Origin of the sequence: Lacihabitans soyangensis (assembly GCF_024343775.1) — a bacterium.
GTDB classification, from domain to species: domain Bacteria; phylum Bacteroidota; class Bacteroidia; order Cytophagales; family Spirosomataceae; genus Leadbetterella; species Leadbetterella soyangensis.
Genome location: NZ_RJUF01000003.1, coordinates 171,532 through 193,245, shown reverse-complemented (window position 1 = coordinate 193,245; position 21,714 = coordinate 171,532). Strand labels below are relative to the sequence as shown.

Below are 21,714 nucleotides of genomic sequence, written 5' to 3'. Positions count from 1 at the left end.
CCACTGAAACAGATGCCGGCATAAAACTCACCTGGCAAGGGCAAAAAGTATGTAAAACCGCTGGTAAAATCTTGGTATATAGAAAAAGCGGTTGTAGTGGTTTGAACCCCGGAGAATGTGCTTCAGGCATACCGAACGATTGGGGATATTCACTTGTTGGTGAAGTAAACGTAGCAGATAGCACCTATCTGGACACCAAGGCCGACAAGGGTTCTATTTACAGTTACAGATTGGTAACGGAGTTGGCTGTTAATCAATTTTTGAACATGCAAAGTGCTCCATCTACAGAGTTTTGCATAGGCTCCGAAATAAAACAAGGTATGAACGTCATGACCAAGGTTTCGGTTACAAAAACCGACCTGACTACCGGCGAAATATTGGTAAATTGGACAAAACCATTGGATCTGAAATTAGACGAGAGCAAAGGACCATACGTATATAAACTATACAGAGCCTTAGGAATTGGTGGTGAAAACTATACCCTAATCCATACCCAGAACACTACTTTAGGCACTGCGGCTGATACTGTTTTTACCGACAAAAACCTCAATACCAAAGAATTAGTATACAGATACAAAGTAGAATTCTATACAGAGTCCACTAAACTGTTCAGTAGTTCAGCAGTAGCCTCAAGTGTCAGATTAGGCATTCTGCCGGACGACAAATCGCTGAAACTTTCATGGGAAGCAAACGTGCCTTGGTCCAACGAAAACCGTACACATTTTATCTACAGAGAAGACAAACTCAATCTGGGCAAATTTAATCTTGTAAAAAAGTTAAAAGTTACACAAGCAAACACCTTTGCTTTTACGGATATCGGCCTAGACGAAGAAAAAGAGGATGGCGATATATCTTACGACATACAAAATGGCGAAACGCATTGCTATTTTGTGGTAACCTATGGTGCTTACACTGAGCTACCTCAGTTTGGAGTTTTGGAAAACTATTCACAAATAGCTTGCGGCAGTCCTGCCGACAAATCGCCACCTTGTACGCCAGCCATAGTGAATACACCAGGTGGAAGCGGTTCGGGCTGTGTTGGACTGACCTCAAAAGACTTTTGCAACGACAACGTGTTTGTCAATAAACTCAATTGGAACAGCCCAACTACTAGTGGTACAGGTGCTTGCAGGCAAGATATCGTTTCTTACAGTATATTTTTTGCAAGATACGAAGACGAAAAGCCTACTTTGATTGCTGTACAAGAAGCTTCGTCTGGCAATTCGTTCTCGCATAGGAGAAACTCAAAAGATGGTTTTGCGGGATGTTACTATATTTCGGCTAAAAATTCGATAGGCATTGAAAGCGAAATAAGCAACAAAATATGCTTTGACAATTGCGAAGATCTTAGTTTTCCTAATGTATTTTCGCCAAACAATGATGGCAAAAACGACACTTTCTCTCCGATGAATTGCCCAGCATTTATCAATAACATCAGTTTTGATGTATATTCTTCGCAGGGACTAAAAGTGGCTACCAGCACAGGAGAAAGATTGGAATGGGATGGTAAAGACCTTAATGGCAACGATTTGCCTTCCGGAGTATATTATTATTACATCACTGTTAATTTTGAAAAACTTGACCGAGCTGGACTAACAAAAACCATTAAGGGATATGTGACTTTGATTAGGTAATCAGAACCTTTATTTTCTTTAATCACTTCATGTTAAAAAGTTCAATTGCATTCTTTTTCCAACATTAAGAAAATTAAGGAGTTAAGAACATTTAGAAGATATATAGAGCTTCATGCCCTCCATTTTCTTAATCACTTCATGTTAAAAAGTTCAATTGCATTCTTTTTCCAACATTAAGAAAATTAAGAGGTTAAGATTATTAAGACTAAACATGCTAAAAAATAAAACAAAAAAGGGAGCAAATGCTCCCTTAAATGTGCTTATAAACAATCGATTACATCGAAATCTCTACTACTTCAACCTCCACCATTCCAGCTGGAGCTTGTATTTGTGCTTTGTCGCCTACTTTTTTGCCTAAAAGACCTTTTGCAAAAGGCGAGTTGATAGATATTTTACCTTGTTTCAGGTCCGCCTCTTCTTCGGCCACCAGGGTATAAGTCATAATGGCTCCGTTTTTAATATTTTTGATTTTCACTTTGTTCATCAGCGAAACTGTAGAAATATCAATGGTGGATTCGTCCAAAATTCTGGCATTCGAAAACAAAACTTCTAGCTTCGATATTTCTCCTTCCATCAAACCTTGAGCATCTTTGGCGGCATCATATTCGGCGTTTTCAGACAAGTCACCTTTGTCTTTAGCTTCAGCTATGGCTTTTGATATTTCTCTACGTCCACGTGTTTTGAGGTCGTTGAGTTTGTTTTTCAAATTATCATATCCTTCCTGTGTATAATATTGAAATGACATGTTTTTTAAGTTTTAATGTTAATACTACTAAAAAAAATAACCCGCCCTCTCAGGCTGGGTAGAAAAAAAAAGAACGGCGAAAATCGACCGTTCCTGATATTAAATAAAATCAGAAACTCGGCTAAGTTTTGCTTGAAAATGTAAATTTCGTTTTTTGCATTCTTTTCATATAAAGCACAAATATAACACTTTTTTTTGGTGTGTCAAGCTAATTTTTATCCAACCCTAAAGCCAACCTCAGAGCACCAACCTATCAACTACTTTATAAACTCTCAGATGGTTTTGCCCAATAAAGCACTATAAAAAAGAGTATTACGCCCATTATGTCAACCTAAACCTTTCTCCTAAAAAGCCGACAAGGGCCAAATTCATAAGAAGCTTACCTTAAGATTGTGGTATCAGAACAACTTTCGCAAAAAAATACTCAATAGCTTAATCAGGCCTTTTGGCGAATGACATAGTCAACTGCCGTAGTGAAAAAATTACGAAAATATGGAATGCCCTTTATAATGCCGAACTGACGCCTCGGCTTAAGGCCAAACTTATATTTGTACATGGTCCCGATGAGATAATGATGGTTTTCAAGAATCTCGAAATTGTGTTTCTGAACCAATCTCTCAAACTTTTCGGGTGTGATTCGTGTCTCTTTGGTAGCCTTTATGAAGCCAAAAGAATCTTTTTCCCAACGTTTGATTATGCCGTAATAAATGAAATTAGGCAACATGTGGTAGTAAGGTAAGCGTGACCAAAGTTTACTCCTTAGTACCTGTTGGTGACCACCAAAAGGATTTTGCCACGGTGGAAAACCGAAATATATCACTCCCGTTGGCAACAAAATGTGTTTGAGGTTGCTAATCATTTCCTCATGGCCATAAACGTGTTCTATTACGTCCTTGAGTACAATAATATCAAACTTGGCTGACTGATTGTCTTTGTTTTCGGCAATATAGTCATGCACATCTTTTACAAAAAAACTGGCTTTACCTTGTTTTATGTCTTCTGCGTATATTTGCTGGGCACTTTCCACTGGGCCTCGGTCAAGGTCGAAGCCTGTTACTATGCAGCCTCTCTCCATAAAGGGCATCAGCACGCCACCGTCACGACAGCCGATTTCCAACACTTTCATACCCGCACTTATGGGCTTGTGCTTTTCTATCCAAGGTATAATATTGTCCTTGGTGTTGTTGTACTGAAGTTTGAAGTAAATCGTTCGGTCAGAATGAAAATCGAAGGCCATCTTTTTATATTAGGTTTTGCAAAAGTAATATATTTTAGCTTTGCAAATGTCAAGCCAAATGTATTATGCTTGAGCCGCAGCCGAAAAACTCATCAGGTTTTTGTTTTGAGGTTTTTGTTCCTTAGTAACGTGACAAATAAGAAAAAAAAGTAGTTCTTTTTATGTTAACAATAAAGATACTTATATAAAGTATAAAGACATCTTTACTAAGCATATTACAATTTAGTAATCTTTTCCTTTGTAAAGCATAATTGTCTTCGATTGAATAGGGTAAAATATCCCCAACCCATTCAAAAAATTACTTTCAAACAAAACAGGCATCTTGAATGCATTTTCTAAAAAGTTATTATCAGTTATTCCACTTATATATTTAAAGTATTCCTCATCAAATTTTTCCACATTCACAATCAAACTGTCTGGCTCTATAGATTTTTTTAAATCTTCATTATAGTATTTGAGTTCAATATCATAACTAATTTTAAATGAATCTAATACACATTTACTTTTTCTTATATAGGATAAATCACTTATAAAACTTGAACATTCATTTGCAATTTCTTGATTTTGTTCAACTGGAGTCTTTCTCAAAAAAGTAATTCGTTTGGGAATAGTAACATTCACTTTATAGTAATAACCATTTTCAACACTACCGAAAACCTTAATCTCAAATCTATTTGTTTTAACGCTTGGATTTAATTTGGAAACCACTTTGCCATTGTTTTTTACCTGCAAATTAAAGTTAGGTTGGATTGTTTCAACCTCTTCAGATTCAATTTCACCAAGCTCCTTGCTTATGATGATGATTGAATATTTACCCGCAACATTAACAATATTGTTCCCCAAATAAACATTGTTATTCACATATCTAAGCGTATCAAATATAGTCTCTCCCTTTTTAACCAACACAATTAAGTCATCAATGTAATTATTAAGGTTTATTGACTCATTCGGATTGAATGTTTTCGATATTTGTGCTCTAATAGGTGAATCAAGTTTCAATTCAGCAAATACAATTAACTTATCTCCTATATAAGGAAAAACCACATTTAATTCCTTTTCACAAGAAGTCAATGCAAATAAAAAAATAAAAATGATTGTTCTATTTACCATTTTAAAGAATAAGAAATATATGGAAGGATAGGAAGAATACCCACTTTTACCAAATCAAAGTTATACATGTTACCACCAGATGAAGTAGTTCTTATGTCCAAGTAAAAAGGATTGGTATGATTATAGATATTATAAATACCGAACGAAGTGGTTTTGTCTTTATGATATTTAGTTTTACCCTTTAAACTAAAACTTACATCGGCTCTGTGGTAGATGGGAAATCTAAAATTATTCCTTGAAGTATAAATTAGTTGAGGATAATTTGTAACAACACCATCTGGATTTTTTCTAGGAAATACTGCATCTGGGACAGTGGTTGGAGTACCTGTGTAAAAAATAAAATTAGATGCAAATGTCAACCTATTAGGTATGACAGTCATTATCAAGTTACCTAATAAACTGTGCCTTCTATCTTGCGATGAGAAATACCATTTGCCAAAATTAATTGCGTCAATTTGGACCTTTGATTTACCATAAGTATACGATGCTTCAAAACTGTGTTTGTTGAAATTTTTGCTGAAAGAAACCTCTAATCCATAAGATTTACCAACACCTCTCCCACCAATAAACTCTTCAAAATTATCATTACTTGTATTATATAAAGATATTCCGTCTTTAAAATCAATTAAATCAGAATAGTTTTTATTGTAAATTTCAAAGCCAAACTTACTATTAATCATATTTATAAAATATCCCAATGAAATTTGAGCTGAGTGTTGGGGAGGAATGTTTTCAGTGGAGGTTAACCAAAGGTCAGTAGGTAAACCAACCGTATTGCTGCTTATTTGATGAATAAACTGATTGGATTCAATGTATGATATGGATAAAGAATGTTGTGAATTAAATTTAAAATTCCAACTTAACCGAGGCTCAATTCTTTTGTAGTTTATCTTTTGAACATTATATAACACATTTCGAACACCTACAAAGATTTGTGATTTTTGTCCAACTTTAGCATCTAGTTCTATAAATAGTGAATTATCAACGCTATTAATTCCCTTTCTCTTTTCATTGTTGATATTCTGTGAAGGCGACAAATAATGTTTTGTAACCTCAAAGCCTATTTGTACTTTAGCCTTAGAATGAAAAAAGTATTCCAATGATTCTTTAATTCCTATGTCAAACAGTTCCGTTTGAATACCTGATAAACTTTTAAAACCATGGGTGTTATCGGTATTTAAGATTTTTTGGTGATAATTGGAATAAAGAACTTGACTGTTAATAAATGTTTTTTGGTTTAAAATAGTTTGATATTTACTTGAAAAAGTAATGTTTCCCCATGTCGTTTTTTGTTGAGATTGATCTGAATTATCTCCCGAAAGAGTATTCCAATTATCATTTCCTAAATAAAACCCTGTTGTTAAACTTGATTTTTTATTAATTTGAGATTTAACTTTAGCATTAATATCAAATAGCCAGTAATTAAAATATTGATCTTTGTTTCCTCTTTTGTATGCAAAATAAGTTGGCAATAAAAATAGACCAAAATAAGACGCTCTTGTAGCAACTGAAAACGTGGTTTTACTTGAAATTGGTCCATCTATTTTAAATCTAGAACTTACAAGACCCATTGTTAGCTCTTTTTTAATCGCTTCCTTATTTCCATCAAACAAATCTATGTCCAAAACAGATGATAGCCTACCTCCATATTTTGCTGGTAAATAAGATTTGTAAAACTGAGCATTTTTTACAGCATCAGAATTTACAATTGATACAAAGCCAAATAGGTGATTAATGTTATAAACTACAGCATCATCAAGCAAAACTAAGTTCTGATTTGGAGCCCCTCCTCTTACTGAATACCCATTTGACGCTTCGCTTATTGGAGTGACACCTGGCATAAACAACAATGTTTTCAAAATATCTGACTCGCCAAAAAGTGTCGGAGTATCTTTAATTTTTTGTAATGTAATTTGGGTTCCTTCCTGAACTGAGGGTGTTTTTGTACTCTTAATAGTAACCTCTTCTAAAAGATATTCTGTAGGTGATAAAAAAACATTTAAAAGGGAGTCCTCAAGAACTCCCTTAATAAGAACAGAATTATAGCCCATAGCAGTAAAAGTCAAACTATCCCCAACTACAAATTGAATACTATAAAACCCATATTTGTTAGAGACACTCCCTCCATTTGAGTTTCGAACTGACACATATGGTATTGTTTCCCCTGTTTCCGAATCCTTTATTGTTCCATAAATTTTTTGGGCAGAACAAATTATCGTAGGAATAAAAAATAATAAAACCAAAACAGTCTTTTGTCTCATGTAAACTAAATGTAATTATCTCGAAACTGTTACATCACCAACGTATTGGCCTCCATTTTCTATACAAGTTGCAGTTGCATCAAAGTGATGGGAATTGTTTTTTCCAAATTCATAGTCAATTCCATAAATATTGTACGCCTCTAAGTAAACCGAATTATTATTTGTCGTACTAGAATTACCAACTCCATTTCTAAAATTTGAAGAAATGGTTATTACATCAGCTGTTCTATTCCACCATACACCTGCCAACCGATCTTGGAGTTCTCCCCATATTTCAATTTTATTCCAATAATTGGGGTTTGGTGTAGATCCATCATAATCATATCTTACCTTAAGACGCAAATCGTTTCTCATATAATCATGCCTAGAATCATTTTGCGGTAAGGCACTATTGATTGACTTAACTTTTCCATTTCTACTATTTGCTTTAATAGAACTATTAAATTTAGAATAGTTATTAAATATAACGTTAGACTTTGGATCAAAATTTTCGAAAGTTATTTCCCTTTCAAATTCTACTTTTAAAGCATCTTTTCCTAACAGAACTAAACCATCTTTATTTAATAGTTTTCTGAGAATGGGATCCTTTATTTGAGGTACTGCTTCAATTTCATTGGACTCGCTTTTATTTAAAAAGAACACATTAGACCCATTGTTCTTAACGATATTTTCTTTCTCTTGATTGGTCAATTCTTTCTTAACTTCTCTTTCAAAGGATTGAAAAGAATCAATTAAATGCAAATCTTCTTTACCAAGAGTATTCATTTCTAATGATTTCTGAAACTCCTCAAAATGACTTCGGCTTTCAAATTTTAAAATTCCATTGACAATTTCAATTTTGGGAGAACTTTGGCTTATTTCCTCTTTAGAGCAACTAAATAAAAACCAACTAAATACGAATGAGAATAGTACTTTTTTCATACCTTTACATGTTTAATTTTGTTAAAAGATTAAATATCCAGAGCCCCCTGCGTCTGCCAAGATCTTCGGGGGCTTTGTTGTTTGTAAAGGTCTGAAAGGTTTTTGAGACGAACAATTGCGAAATGACAAGAAATGGCTTGTCATTTCGCAATTCCTGTAGCTACAATATTTTTTGAGCATCCGCTTGCTCCGTACTTTACTCAAGTGGCTGGGGGTGGTGTTCAGAAAAGAGGCTATCATCTTCTGAGGTACTCTGTTGGCCAAACTCGGCTGTAGTTTTTCAAACATCTCCAGGCGATTTTCTACTTTGCGTAGTTGGTGCAGGCGGTTGCGGTACTCAAGCTGCAAGAGGTAGTTTTGGTAAATTTTAAGAATCTGCAGCAGAACTTCCATGCTAGACGTAGAGAGGTTTTCAAAATCAGACTTTCTGATATAACGGGCTTTGGTTTTGGTTACCGCTTGTATATTGCTCTTAGACTTTATGCCTAATTCAAAACTCTCTACTTGGTAAATCCATTCCGAGTCTGTCAATATCCAATGGGTTATAACAGATTCAGATTCAGATTCAGATTCAGATTCAGATTCAATATACGAAAATTCACGGAGAATTCCACTTTCTACAAAGTATATCTTGTCTGAAATTTCGCCTTCTTTCAATAGAAACTCATTTGGCTCAAAACTTACTTTTTCAAAAAGTGTGTCGATGTTTTGGAGCAATTCGGTCGGTAAATTGTGATTTTGTTGGAAATATTCTATTAAAGTCATTTTTGGGTGGTTGAATTTTTACTTTTATTATATGGAATCGCAAAGCTATAAAAACTTTTGTAAAATCAAATTGAGCCAAAGCCAACATTTGCGGTTTGGCACTACATCCTAAACTCAAAAACATCAGATTCATTGTGTTTCAATTTCTCAAAAAACACTTCTGGTTCCACCAGCTCGTCTACCCGCAAAACGCCGGTTTGGTTTGAAAGAAAAGGCAGAATAGCCGCCACACCAACTCCAGCTGCGTAGATGGCATCTTTTACTTTTATTTGGGAGATGTCTTTGTCGTTTATGACCACAGAAATAATCATTTCAGAAGTACGATTTTTAAACAATATCCCTCTCATAAAATAGAAACTTTGGGCATAAAGTTTGACAAAAACAGCACCTTTTGGTGCGTAATTGAACAATTTCAACAGTGTAAATAGGGCATCGGCCATGGGCGAAAAGTATGAGCCAATAAATTTCAAATCTGAACGAATAGCAGCGAAATATTGTGTGTCAGGCAGGTCCGCCAGAAAGCCCTTCCATGTATTTTTTTGTTGGGCTTTTTCCTGAAAAACAGCGATTGGTCCAATTGATTTTTCGGCAAACCACTCTTGGTCCTGATAATAAACCGATGGCCTCGTCAGGCTCTCGGCCATAAGCTGGCACATGTCGCGGCCAGCTTTGCTAAAAACCGAGTATTTGACATTGAACGTCGCCTTGCTGGTTTCGGGAAGTTGCTTTGTTGCTGCTCGAAATAGGAAATTGCTAACGCCCGGAAAAAGCCCAACCCCATGTACAAAAAGACCAAGAGAAGTGGATTTGTTTTGTTCTTGAAAAGCAATGATGGCTTGAACTAGACTGGAATTTGCTGTGGTTTCTACGAAAATTCGCTTTTGAGTCAAAGTCTGTTTAACAAAATCAAAATATAGCTCAAAGTCAGGAACAGGTGCTGCATTGATGACTACGTCATAGTTGAAAGCATTTTCAAAGGTCTTACAGACCATCCAGTCAAAATATACTTCTGATTTTTGTGGGTTTCGGCTGGAGGATGTGCAATTGTAACCTGCTTTTGCACAGGCTTTTACTATTTGTCTCCCCAGCTCTCCTTTGCCTCCTAAAATTAAGATTTCCAATTGTGAATCGGTTTAATATGACCTGTTTATATTCGGTATATTTCTACACAGAAATTACTCTTAAAGATAATTTATTTTTGCTTAATTTAGGTAAAGAATAAGTTTTTATAATGCGTGGTAAATGGGACACAGATAACACGGATGCAAGCAACGCAGATTTCACGGATTTCTACCTACATAGTGGAATTTCACTGATTTTTTGAAAGTGCTTAAAAATCTATAATTTCAATAAGCGATATGGATTTCTCGATTGTACCCAAATATTTGATTTTCGATTTTAAACCAAAATCAACATTATAAGGTTATCAAATTGTTATGAAATCATAACCACGACTATTTTGTCGCATTACGGATTACAAAACCTTCGATGTCGAAACTCGCTCCCGAGGACAAATTCATTGATTTTTCGGATTACGGACGGCCAATTGCAAGAAAAATAGCGGCCATTTTAAAAAACACCAAAGCCACACCTATTCATGTTACGCTTGCATTTGGGGTGTCTGGTTTACTAGCCATTTACTGTATTTTTAAAGAATATTATTGGGCTGCTGCCTTTTTTCTTATTCTAAAATCCATCCTCGATGCTGCTGACGGCGAACTTTCTCGTCAAAAAAACACACCTTCGTATGTAGGCAGATATTTGGATAGCATCTTCGACATCATCCTTAATTTTCTGTTATTCTTATCGATTGGTTACTTGTCAAACAATCCACTTTGGTTGACTTTCGTGGCTTTTATCTGTGTACAATTGCAAGGTACTTTGTATAATTATTACTACGTCATCCTGCGGAATATAACTGTCGGTGGTGACAATACCAGTAAGGTATTTGAGCAAAAAGCACCAACGGCCTTTCCGGGAGAAAAGCAGAAATCCGTAAACATTATGTTCGTGATTTTCAACGTGTTATACGGATTTTTTGATAGATTCGTACAAGCACTTGATGCCAATGCACATCGGTCTAAAAACTACCCCAGCTGGTTTATGAGCTTCGTTTCGGTTTATGGTTTGGGTTTCCAGTTGCTTATTGTGTCAGTAATGCTGATATTGGGTTATCAGAACTTTATCGTTATATTTTTTATCGGGTATACAGTGTTGTTGCCGATTATGATTTTGATTCGGAAGTCTTTAAATGAATATACAAAAAGATTAAGTTGACTGATATTTTCAAGGGCTAATTTTTCAACAGTTTAGTGAAAATAACGCAAATATTTTTAAATTGCAGTCGTTGTGAATCAAAGACCAAAAATCACTAATAATTGCGGAGAATTTTGGTTTTGTTTTTTTTTCAATGTAAACACTTATAAAAATGGGAAAAGCACAAGACGCCAAAAAAGAGGCAAAAAAGGAACCTGCTAAATCAGCCAAAGAGAAAAAGCAGGAAAAACTAGAAAAGAAAAACAGAAAAGATTATTGAGAAACACCCTTTTGTGGTGTTTTTTTTATTCATAAAAAATGGCAATTCAGAAAATAGGAATAGACGATTTTATTAAAAACCGGAATGAATGCTTGGTTTTAGATGTAAGAAGCCCTGGCGAGTATCTCCATGCTCATATTCCGAATGCCTATTCTTTGCCACTTTTTACCGACCAAGAACGAAAGGTAGTTGGAACAGCATACAAGCAAGAAAGCAAAGAAAAAGCCATAAAAATAGGCTTGGACTACTTCGGCCCAAAAATGAGAGCCATGGTAGAGGAAGTAGAGGATTTTGTAAAATCTGGAAATAAAAAAATACTAGTGCATTGCTGGAGAGGTGGTATGCGTAGCGGTGGAGTAGCCTGGTTATTAGATCTTTATGGCTTCAAAGTATATCAATTAACTGGCGGATATAAGGCCTATAGAAACTGGGTACTGGGCCAATTTGAAAAGCCATATGACTTTAAAATTATAAGCGGTAACACTGGTAGCGGCAAAACACCACTACTTCATGAATTGGAAAAATCAGGAATGCAAATGATTGACTTAGAAGCTCTTGCTCACCACAAAGGATCAGCCTTAGGTGGCATTAATCAGCCTCCGCAACCCAGCCAAGAGCTATTTGAAAATCTGTTAGCCGACAAACTATTCGCTAAAAAAGTAGAAGAAAGTATTCTCCTCGAAGACGAAAGCCAACGCGTAGGCAATGTGAATATACCCAACGCTTTATGGCAAAAAATGAAAGTAAGCGAATTGATTTACCTACAGATACCCTTCGAAGAACGCCTGAAATATTTGGTAGAGGAATACGGAAAACTTCCTTTGGAGGAGATAAAAAGTGCCATATTGAGAATTCAAAAAAGACTTGGTGGTCTCGAAACCAAGAATGCCATCTCGCATTTGGAAGAAGGGAATTTGAGTGCTTGTTTCGGTATACTGCTTCGATATTATGACAAATGGTATGAGAAAGGACTGAATTCTAAAGAAAAAGGGGAAATAATAAAAATAGAAGGGGAAAGCGTGAATAAAGAAATAAACGCTAAAAAAATTATAGAAAGAATATGGAAGAAATAAAACTTACGCAATATTCACACGGAGCGGGTTGTGGCTGCAAGATATCGCCCCAGGTATTGGACGTGATTTTAAAAGGAAATATTGCCCTGCCCAACAACGAAAATCTGATCGTAGGCAACCACAGCAAAGACGATGCTGCAGTACTGAATCTTGGCAACGGCTCTGCCCTTATTTCTACCACGGATTTCTTTATGCCCATTGTAGACGACCCCTACAACTTTGGTCGAATAGCCTCCTGCAATGCCATCAGCGACGTGTACGCCATGGGCGGAAAGCCAGTTTTGGCTATTGCTATTTTGGGCTGGCCTATCAACAAACTTTCTGCCGAAGTGGCTCAAAAAGTAATAGACGGCAGCAGAAGCATCTGCCTTGAAGCGGGAATTTCTCTTGCTGGTGGGCACAGTATTGATTCCCCAGAACCGATATTTGGATTGGCTGTCAATGGCATCGTGCCGATAGAAAACATCAAACAAAACAATCAAGCAAAAGCGGGCGATGTGCTATTTTTAACAAAGCCTTTGGGCGTTGGAATTTTAACAACAGCCGAAAAAAAGTCAATACTTAAACCCGAACACAAAGACCTAGCACCTAACCAAATGATGCGTCTCAATAACGTTGGCGAAGAATTGGGAAAATTGGCTTGCGTGTCAGCCATGACAGATGTAACTGGATTTGGTTTACTCGGGCATTTAACCGAAATGGCTGAAGGCTCCGGTTTGAGTGCGGTTATTGATTTTGAAAAAATTCCTGTGATAACGCCGGAAATATATGATTACATTGCACAAGGCTCAGTTCCAGGGGGAACCAACCGAAACATGGACAGCTATGGGCATAAAATAGCTCCAATGTCAGACCTGCAAAAAGCCATCTTAGCCGACCCGCAAACCAGTGGCGGACTACTCATAGCCGTGAGTAAAGACCAAGCTTCAGAAGTCGTTAAAGTACTTTCAGAAAACGGATTAACCGATTTTTGTGAGCCGATTGGGTATTTGACTGAAACTTCGGAATTTGTGGTGAATATTGGTGGTATAAATATGTAACACGATTTTTCAAATCGTGGTCAAAATAGGGCGATAATTGACTTTGTTAGAGATTTGGAAGATCGCCTGAAGTTTGGAGTAACACAATTATCCAAATCGTGGTCAATATAGGGCGATGATTGGCTTTGCCAGCGATTTGAAAAATCGCTCTACACTTATTGTTCAGATTTGTATTATTTTTGAGTAATCTAAAAAATCGCTCTACTTTTATGAAAAAAGAATTCTACAGACGGAACTTGCCACATTATCAGCCAATTGGAGGAACTTTTTTCGTAACATTTAACCTAGCAGATGCAATCCCTAAAAGGGTTCTGGATGAATGGGCTAAGGAATTTGAAATACAGAAAAAGTCTATCCAATTGTTTTCTCAAAACTTTGATGAGGATTTGGATAAATTGATAAAGCTTGATTTTGCAAAAAGAGATAAATATTTAGATGCAGCAAACCAGGGAGAAAGTTGGTTGAAGAATGATGAATTGGCTCTAGTTGTGTCTGAGTCACTACATTTTTGGGATAAAAGAACAATTGACTTGTTTTGTTTTTGTATAATGTCTAATCATGTTCATGTTGTATTTCGGTTATTAGATAATTTCGAAGTAAAAACCCCGAAGTATCTCGATGAGGTAATGCATTCAATTAAACGTTTTTCAGCTAAAAAATGTAATGAGGTTTTGGGAAAAACTGGGCAGTTTTGGCAATATGAAAGCTATGATAGGCTAATTAGAAATGATGATGAAAGGTTTCGAATCATTCAATACGTGGTTAATAATCCAGTAAAGGCAGGATTGGTTATAAAGCCTTTTGAATGGAAATGGACATATTTGGCAGAAAGCTTTAAAAATATAATTGGTTAGCTTTTCTTTAACAGCGATTTGAAAAATCGCTTTACGTAGGACTAGTTTCTAAAATACACTTTTAATTAATACTTTTGAGCGATTTGAAAAATCGCTCTACTAAATGAACAGAAAAAAATTCCTTCAAACCAGTCTTGGTATTTTGATTGGCTCCCAAGCATTTTCAAAACCAAAAAACAAACGGAAATTTTGTTTTAATACATTGGCTTGCCCCGACTGGAGTTTGCAAGAAGTTCTGACAAATGCCCAAAAGTATGGTTACAAAGCTGTTGAAATCAGAGGGATAAAGGGCGATGTAGATATCCTGAATAGTCCTGAGTTTGCCCCATCGAGAATCACCGATATTAGAAAAATGTCTGAGGATTATGGTGTAAAAATTCTGAATCTCAATTCTTCTGTGGTTTTGCATGAATATGAGCCTGAGAAAAGAACAAAAAACCTTGAAACAGCAAAGAGATACATTGACCTAGCTCAGCATTTGGATTGTCCTTATGTGAGAGTTTTTCCCGATAAATTTCCGAAAGAGAAATCTAAGGAGTTTGCTTTGGATACCATAAAGTCCAATTACGAAAAACTCATCGATTATTGCAAAGGCTCAAAAGTAAAAGTGTTGCTCGATGCCCATGGTGATTTGGTTTGGTCAGAAGACCTCCTAAAAATGATGCAAGGCCTTGATAAAAAACATGTTGGTATCATCTGGGATTTTTTCAATATGCATTTGATTACCAAAGAAAGTCCACAAAAAATGTATGAAACCCTGAAATCTTACATAAAAATAGTACAGATAAAAGACGGTTTTTTTAAGCCCAATAATACCTACGAATATACCCTCACGGGCAAAGGTGAAGTGCCAATTAATGAAATTCTCAGAATAATTGAAAAAGACAATTACAAAGGTTTCATAAGTTTCGAATGGGAAAAACGCTGGCATCCTGAATTACCAAATCCTGAGGTGGCTTTACCAAGTTTTGTAGAATATATCCAAAAACAGTTTTGATTTTCCAGATTTTTCATACTTTTGGAAATATTCTAACCCTAAAACACTATTAATCATGGATTTAAACATCAATTATTTGGCAATAATCATTGCCGTTGTAGCCCATTTTGTACTTGGTTTTCTCTGGTACACGCCACTTTTCGGTAAAGCTTGGGCTAAAGAACTCAAAATGGATACCACTCAAACGCCTGACTCGAAAGTGATGATAAAAGGCATGGTGTTCAATCTCATCGGTAATTTTTTTATGGCCTATGTGTTGGCTCATAATAACGCCGCTTGGAGTTTTGTACCAGGAATGGATCAGATGGGAAAAGTTGGTACGATCCTCAATTCTGCCATTTTCACTTGGCTTGGTTTTTATGTTCCCTACCATCTCGGGGCCATCGTGTGGGAAAGTCGCTCTTGGAAATTATTTTTTATCAACACTGGCTATGCTTTAGCTTCTCTGCTGTTGGTTTCAGGAATTTTGACTTTCATGGGCTAAACTATATATAATAATAAATTTGCCACAGATTCACTACTATTAAAATAATAAACTCTTGAATCTGTGGCAAAAAAATGACCCCATCAAAATCAACGGAGCCATTTAACCCTAACCATTATAATTTCCTACTTACACACCTCCAAATCCAATATTACCCCAAATGCACTCCAATTCATCTTAAGGTTAGTTTCCGAAAAAGTCTCAATATCATATTCCCAACCGGTTTTTGATTTCTTGTTATAGTCTAGTACACTGCTGATTACGATTTTCTTTTTATTGGACGACAAAGCCCACTTGCCTGTGTCGTTAAACCGCCCGCCTTTAGAGCCCTGTTCCCAAGTACCGTCGGCTTTAAAATATTGCGAAGAAATAGTACCCGTACCAGTTTTTGCACACCACCATTTATTGGTTATTTGGGAGGTGGGGTCTGGACTTGCGTCTTCTTTAGCACATGAAAGATTCAATAATAGCAAAATAAAAATGTAAACGGTAAGTTTGGTTTTCATGGAATGTTATTTTTAATGTTAAAAGATGAAATAATTAAATATTACTGGCGTCCGACTAAATATTAATTGATGAGTTTAAAATTCTTAAATAATTGATAATGAACAACCCCAGAGGGATTGAAGTATATTAACAAAAACACCCCCAATTAACCCCAAATCCTGTAAGGGTTTAACATTCAGGCAGATAAGATTCTTAGAAATAGTTTCAGCAGACGCCAGTAATTAAATATGACTAAAAGCGTAAATTGAAGTCAATGCCCAATTCTGGTTACTGCCTAATTATTCTGACTGTTGGGCCAAGCAACCACCGAATAGCTTTCTGTGCAAATATGGGCACATCTGCCACCCAAGTGTCGAAGTTTTGTCCCAAACTAGCCAACTTCAAAAGCACTTTGGGCGATTGGGCACCATGCTGATCCATGACTGGGTAGAGCTGGCTTAAACCATATGCAAAATGAGACGGCATGGTAGGATGAGCGTCTGTACTATCGTTCAAGATAACCATTTGATTGGTTTCATTAAATGGCTTATGAGGTGTTCCTTTCGGAATCAAAATACTTTCACCGGCCTTTAATGTGCGTTTTTGGCCATTAATGAGTAAACTCAGCGTTCCAGTTTCTACCACAAAAAACTCATCGAAGTTCTGGTGAATATGTTCGGGAGGTCCAGCGGCGTAAGGCTCAACTGACACCTTCAGAAAAACATTTTGCTTGTCGAGCTTTTTTATGCTCAATTGCATTCCCTCCGCTCTACTAGCAAACTGTTGCTGTTTCTCGAAATATGCCGAATAATCAATAGGTTTTGGTAGGAGAACATGGTTAAATAAAATACCTCCGCCAACCAAATAAACCACAAGAAAGCCGAGAATGTAAATGATAATTTTTTGAATCATGGCTATAAAATTGTAATAATTATGTTACAAAATTATAGTGCTCAAAACCTCAAAAATTGTAAAAAATGAAACTCAAAGATAAATAACCCGTGAAGTGATGGGCAGCGAGAGATTTTTGAATTCCTTAGGTGTAAAACCCGTCATCTTTTTGACTTGATGTATAAAGTGTGCTTGGTCATAATAGTTTAATTCATGAGCCAAAGCCGTGAAATTCTCAATTTTGGAGTCTTGTTTGAGCATTTGAATGGCCTGGCCGACTTTATAAATATTCTGAAGGCTTTTGATACTTACGCCTGCATGAGACCTCAAAATTTTGTTGACATACTGGTGCGAGTACCCTGTTTTGTCAATTATTGCATTGATATTCAACTCATTCCTGAATTTTATTAAGTTGATGAAATCCTGAGGTAAAGTTAAGCTGTCAAACTTGGAAAGAATGTTTGTCAATATTTTTTCAAGAATAAGAATCTTGGTCTCGCAACATTCCACTTCACCCAAATCGTGATAGATACTTTCGAAGAGGTTTTTGTTGATCAAGTCGGCATCAATGGCTTGGTTTTTAAATTCTTCTATCGGAATTTTTATGAAAGGATAAGCCCCGCCAGATTTAAAAATAACCCCCACTTGCTGGTGAATTTCTTCTTCTGAGTCATATTTCATAGAAATAAAATTGGTAAAGACCCCAGTAAAAACGCAGCGTTTGATGGGCAAATGTAACTTACCGCTGATGCTGGCGACAGGTTTCCCAAAATTAAAAAGTAACAAACAGGATCCATCAGGAATGACTCGCTCCTCCTTGAAGTTAGGCCGGCCATTGCTCGCCCAAATGAGGTCAATATAAGGCAAAAGTCTGGTGTTGGGTTTCTTGATAAAGAAATCCATACCTTCATTTATTTTTATATTGACGGGTGCATCCATTCAGGAAAGAATTGAATTTGTGCAAGTTAAAAGAATTTTTGAATAAGAAAATTGTAAAAAATGAAACTCCCGAATAAATAAATCATGAAATGCTGGACATCGGAAGGTTTATTGGCTTCCTTAACTGTAAAACCAATCGCTTTTACTCAGTGTGTGAAATGGGTTAGGTCTAGATAATTTAATTTCTAGGCTAAGGCTCTGAAACTAATCATTTTTGAAGACATTTGAACATTTTCAAGGAAACATCCTTGGTAATAATAGCTTGTTGACTTTAAATTTTAAGCAAACAATAGACCTCCAGGTTTTGTTGAAGCACAGGTGGGAGACGCGTGTTTCAGCAACAGTCGTATTAATATTTACTCTTTTGGTCTATGAGACATCCACTTTGCTCTCTTTTTTGTTGAAAATTGCCTAAAAATCATAACTTTGTTAGTGAAATGAGGTTATATTTTTGGCCCTTCAACAAACTAACGCTATATGAAAAAAACTATCCTTACCGCAGCATTTCTTGGCTGCTCAAGCCTTTTTTTACAAGCACAAAACAATTTACTGCTCCGCCAGCCAGCTATCAACAAAGATGGCTCAACAGTAGCATTTTCGTTTCAAGGCGATATCTGGACAGTGCCTAGTTCGGGTGGAAAAGCGTCTCGTCTGACCATCCACGAAGCTTATGAAAGCAATCCTGTTTTTAGTCCAGATGGCAGTCAGATTGCTTTTTCTGGAGCAAGATTTGGCAATAACGATATTTTTGTGATGCCAACCGAGGGTGGAATGCCCAAGCGTTTGACTTACCATTCGGGCTCAGATAATATTTCAAGCTGGACTCACGCCGATAAAATTTTATTTTCTACCAACCGTGAGTTTAAACAAATCGAACGTCCAAGTGAGGTTTATTCAATCAGTTCAAAAGGTGGAACAGAATCTCGTTTTTTAGATGCTGTTGGTTTTGACCCGATTCTTTCGCCCGATGGTCGTTTTGTGGCTTTTGTTCGTGGCGATATTAACCCAGTGGCTCGCCAAGACTACAAAGGAAGCTCCGACCGTGACCTTTGGTTATATGATACCAAAAACAAAACTTATCAACAACTCCCAAGTTTTGAAACCAACGATGTTTTGCCACAATGGGGCGGAAACAGTACGCTTTATTTTCTGAGTAGCATTGATGGTGCGTACAATATTTACCGCTTAAAAATTGATACCAATGGTAAAGCTGCCGAAAAAGCTGAAAAATTGACCAATTTTAAAGATGAATCAATTCGTGCATTTAGTGTGTCGGCTGATGGGAATTCGATAGTTTTCGAAAAAGACATGAACCTTTATACCATAAAAACTTCGGGTGGTTCGGCTCAAAAACTCAATGTTCAAATCAGTGCCGATGACCGCTTGGATGCCACCGAACAAAAAACATTTACCACAGGAGCGAGCCAATACGCTGTTTCTCCCAATGGCAAAATGTTAGCTTATTCGATTCGTGGAGAGGTTTTCGTGAAAGAAGCCGATAAAGAAAAATCAAGAAGTATCAACGTTTCAGAGCATGGGTTTCGTGATGTTGAACCAACTTGGCTGAATGATTCGACGCTTCTTTTCAGCAGCGATAGAGCCAACGGAAACTTTGATATTTACATGGTTCGTTCGGCCGATACTACGCAACGCAATATTTTCAAATCGCTCAAACACGAACTCGTACAAATCACCAAAACGCCGACTGATGAAACCAACATGAGTGTGTCGTCGGATGGCAAAAAGATTGCCTATGTCCGTGGAAGGGGCACTTTTGTGGTAGCTGATATTTCGGCAGATGGAAAATTTAGCAACGAAAAAATCTTGAACGATAGTTGGGCATCGCCGAGCAGTATCGTTTGGAGTCCTGATAATAAATGGCTGGCTTACTCGCTCGAAGATTTGTATTTCAACGAAGAAGTTTTCATTCATGCGGCCGATAATTCGTCAAAACCTGTTAACGTTTCGATGCACCCAAGAGGTGATAGTCGTCCGTTTTGGAGTGCGGATGGCTCGAAATTAGGATTTATTTCGCAGCGAAGCGTGGGCCGTAGTGGCGATGTTTGGTTTGTGTGGCTCAAAAAAGAAGATTGGGAAAAAGAAATCCAAGATTGGCAAGAGCGTGAAACGCCAACCGAAGCCGCTCCTGCAAAACCAAACGACAAAAAAGATAAAACACCGAAGCCAATCAAAATTGATTTCGATAAAATCTATGAGCGTGTAGTGCAAGTAACCAATTTTCCAGGTGATGAAAGCGACCTCGTAATCTCGAAAGACGGTGAAACCTTTTATTATACAACTACCAGCAGTAACGCCAAAGGCAGAGATTTGTTCAGCATCAAATGGGACGGAAAAGATTTGAAAGAAATCACGAAAGGCGGTGCAAATCCGAGCGGAGTGACGATGGACAAAGATGGAAAATACTTGTATTTTGCCAAACAAGGAGCTTTGGGCAGAATTGATATAAAAACGAGTGCATCGGAAAATCTACCTTTTGTTTCAAAAATGAAAGTTGATTATACCGCCGAGCGTACACAGGTTTTTGAAGAAGCTTGGCGTACCATCCGTGATGGTTTCTACGACCCTAAATTTCACGGAAACGACTGGGTAAAACTCCACGATAAATACAAAGAGCGTTGCGTAAATGCCAGCACGGGCAATGATTTTAGAGATATGTTTAACCTGCTTTTGGGCGAACTCAACTCAAGCCACATGGGGCTTACTGTAACCGACCGTGCCGAAACTCAACGTGAAGCAACGGGTTTGCTCGGAGCAGAAATTGTGCCTGTGAGTGGTGGTGTGAAAATCAATCATATTGTGCCAGAAACTCCAGCCGATAAAGAGAAAAGTAAACTCAACGAGGGGGACGTAATTGTGGCAGTAAATGGTGAAAATGTAAGTGAAACTGCTAACTTTCATGGTTTATTGAATGGTTTAGTCAATGAAAAAGTATTATTGACTGTAAAAGCTACTGATGGAAAAACTCGTGAAGTAGCTATCAGATTGACTGCGAGCATTTCGAATAATTTGTATGAAGAATGGGTAGAAAATCGCAAGAAATTGGTAGAAAAATATTCAAACGGACGCTTGGGTTATATTCATATTAAAGGCATGGATTTTCCGAGTTTTGAAGTAGTTGAGCGTGAATTTACAGCAGCTGGCTACGGAAAAGAAGGATTATTGATTGATGTACGTTATAATGGCGGAGGCTCAACAACTGATTATTTGATGACGATGCTCAATTATAAGCAACACGCCTACACGATTCCAAGAGGAGCGAGCAATGATTTAGAAAAAGATAAATTGAAGTTCAAGGATTATTACCCAACTGGCGAACGCTTAGTTTATGCCGCTTGGACAAAACCTTCGGTAGCCCTTTGTAATGAAGGCAGTTACTCAAACGCTGAAATTTTCTCGCACGCCTACAAAACACTTGGAATTGGGAAGTTGGTGGGAGTGCCAACCAATGGTTCTGTAATTTCGACGGGTGGTAAAGCATTAATGGATGGTTCGTTTGTACGTTTACCTTTCCGTGGCTGGTTTACTAAAGCTACCGATAAAAATCAAGAACTCGGGCCAGCCATACCTGATATTATCGTAGAAAACCAACTAGATTGGATTTCAAAAGGCACTGACGACCAACTCAAAACAGCAGTTGAAGTGCTTTTGAAAGATATTGATGCTAAGAAGTAAATTTTAAGATCATCTTTTTAAAACGTCGGTATGGTTTTTTCAACTATG

Annotated in this window: 18 protein-coding genes; 8 read left to right on the top strand and 10 right to left on the bottom strand. The window is 36.9% G+C overall.

Features of this window, described 5'->3' with window-relative positions; genetic code table 11:
• On the top strand, positions 1-1,634 hold a 1,634-nt coding region (locus tag EGI31_RS02845), incomplete at its 5' end, for a T9SS type B sorting domain-containing protein (protein WP_255035627.1).
• A 274-nt stretch (positions 1,635-1,908) separates the two neighbouring features.
• Here the strand turns inward: EGI31_RS02845 and greA are convergent.
• The 7 genes from greA to EGI31_RS02810 all read right to left on the bottom strand — a co-directional run bounded on the left by greA (position 1,909) and on the right by EGI31_RS02810 (position 9,794).
• Positions 1,909-2,379 carry a transcription elongation factor GreA gene (gene greA, locus EGI31_RS02840; RefSeq protein WP_255035626.1) on the bottom strand — a complete coding sequence of 157 codons (471 nt, stop codon included), beginning with the start codon at positions 2,377-2,379 and terminating at the stop codon, positions 1,909-1,911.
• Positions 2,380-2,815: 436 nt separating this feature from the next.
• Entirely contained in the window at positions 2,816-3,616 is an 801-nt protein-coding gene (locus EGI31_RS02835; protein ID WP_255035625.1) for a class I SAM-dependent methyltransferase, read from the bottom strand.
• A 222-nt stretch (positions 3,617-3,838) separates the two neighbouring features.
• Positions 3,839-4,726: a DUF4249 domain-containing protein gene (locus EGI31_RS02830; RefSeq protein WP_255035624.1), complete on the bottom strand. Its 888-nt coding sequence runs from the start codon at positions 4,724-4,726 to the stop codon at positions 3,839-3,841.
• Positions 4,720-6,987, bottom strand: a complete 2,268-nt coding sequence (locus tag EGI31_RS02825; protein ID WP_255035623.1) for a TonB-dependent receptor — start codon at positions 6,985-6,987, stop codon at positions 4,720-4,722. Before EGI31_RS02825 ends, EGI31_RS02830 begins: the two co-directional genes overlap by 7 nt.
• Positions 6,988-7,002: 15 nt before the next feature.
• Positions 7,003-7,908 (bottom strand): hypothetical protein, encoded by a 906-nt coding sequence (locus EGI31_RS02820; RefSeq protein WP_255035622.1) that lies wholly within the window; start codon positions 7,906-7,908, stop codon positions 7,003-7,005.
• Between the two features lie 21 nt (positions 7,909-7,929).
• Positions 7,930-8,673, bottom strand: a complete 744-nt coding sequence (locus EGI31_RS02815; protein WP_255035621.1) for a Crp/Fnr family transcriptional regulator — start codon at positions 8,671-8,673, stop codon at positions 7,930-7,932.
• 101 nt (positions 8,674-8,774) lie between these two features.
• Positions 8,775-9,794, bottom strand: coding sequence for a saccharopine dehydrogenase family protein (locus EGI31_RS02810; protein WP_255035620.1), 1,020 nt, complete (start codon positions 9,792-9,794; stop codon positions 8,775-8,777).
• Between the two features lie 367 nt (positions 9,795-10,161).
• Here EGI31_RS02810 and EGI31_RS02805 point away from each other — a divergent pair, with 367 nt between their 5' ends.
• From EGI31_RS02805 to EGI31_RS02780, 6 genes are all read left to right on the top strand, one after another.
• The gene (locus tag EGI31_RS02805) at positions 10,162-10,950 is read left to right on the top strand and encodes a CDP-alcohol phosphatidyltransferase family protein (RefSeq protein WP_255035619.1); all 789 of its coding nucleotides are present in this window, start codon (positions 10,162-10,164) and stop codon (positions 10,948-10,950) included.
• A 297-nt stretch (positions 10,951-11,247) separates the two neighbouring features.
• Entirely contained in the window at positions 11,248-12,282 is a 1,035-nt protein-coding gene (gene mnmH / locus EGI31_RS02800) for a tRNA 2-selenouridine(34) synthase MnmH (protein WP_255035618.1), read from the top strand.
• Entirely contained in the window at positions 12,270-13,322 is a 1,053-nt protein-coding gene (selD, locus tag EGI31_RS02795) for a selenide, water dikinase SelD (RefSeq protein WP_255035617.1), read from the top strand. Before mnmH ends, selD begins: the two co-directional genes overlap by 13 nt.
• A gap of 209 nt (positions 13,323-13,531) precedes the next feature.
• Positions 13,532-14,176, top strand: coding sequence for a transposase (locus EGI31_RS02790; RefSeq protein WP_255035616.1), 645 nt, complete (start codon positions 13,532-13,534; stop codon positions 14,174-14,176).
• A 103-nt stretch (positions 14,177-14,279) separates the two neighbouring features.
• The gene (locus EGI31_RS02785) at positions 14,280-15,173 is read left to right on the top strand and encodes a sugar phosphate isomerase/epimerase family protein (RefSeq protein WP_255035615.1); all 894 of its coding nucleotides are present in this window, start codon (positions 14,280-14,282) and stop codon (positions 15,171-15,173) included.
• Between the two features lie 55 nt (positions 15,174-15,228).
• Positions 15,229-15,657 carry a DUF1761 domain-containing protein gene (locus EGI31_RS02780; RefSeq protein ID WP_255035614.1) on the top strand — a complete coding sequence of 143 codons (429 nt, stop codon included), beginning with the start codon at positions 15,229-15,231 and terminating at the stop codon, positions 15,655-15,657.
• A 125-nt stretch (positions 15,658-15,782) separates the two neighbouring features.
• Here the strand turns inward: EGI31_RS02780 and EGI31_RS02775 are convergent, their stop codons facing one another.
• The 3 genes from EGI31_RS02775 to EGI31_RS02765 form a co-directional block, all read right to left on the bottom strand.
• Positions 15,783-16,163 carry a hypothetical protein gene (locus EGI31_RS02775; RefSeq protein ID WP_255035613.1) on the bottom strand — a complete coding sequence of 127 codons (381 nt, stop codon included), beginning with the start codon at positions 16,161-16,163 and terminating at the stop codon, positions 15,783-15,785.
• Between the two features lie 268 nt (positions 16,164-16,431).
• The gene (locus EGI31_RS02770; RefSeq protein ID WP_255035612.1) at positions 16,432-17,055 is read right to left on the bottom strand and encodes a cupin domain-containing protein; all 624 of its coding nucleotides are present in this window, start codon (positions 17,053-17,055) and stop codon (positions 16,432-16,434) included.
• A 72-nt stretch (positions 17,056-17,127) separates the two neighbouring features.
• On the bottom strand, positions 17,128-17,973 hold the full coding sequence (locus EGI31_RS02765) for a helix-turn-helix domain-containing protein (protein ID WP_255035611.1): 846 nt from the start codon (positions 17,971-17,973) through the stop codon (positions 17,128-17,130).
• 477 nt (positions 17,974-18,450) lie between these two features.
• Between EGI31_RS02765 and EGI31_RS02760 the strand changes: the two genes are divergently transcribed.
• Positions 18,451-21,666 carry a S41 family peptidase gene (locus EGI31_RS02760; protein WP_255035610.1) on the top strand — a complete coding sequence of 1,072 codons (3,216 nt, stop codon included), beginning with the start codon at positions 18,451-18,453 and terminating at the stop codon, positions 21,664-21,666.
• Positions 21,667-21,714 lie beyond the last annotated feature (48 nt).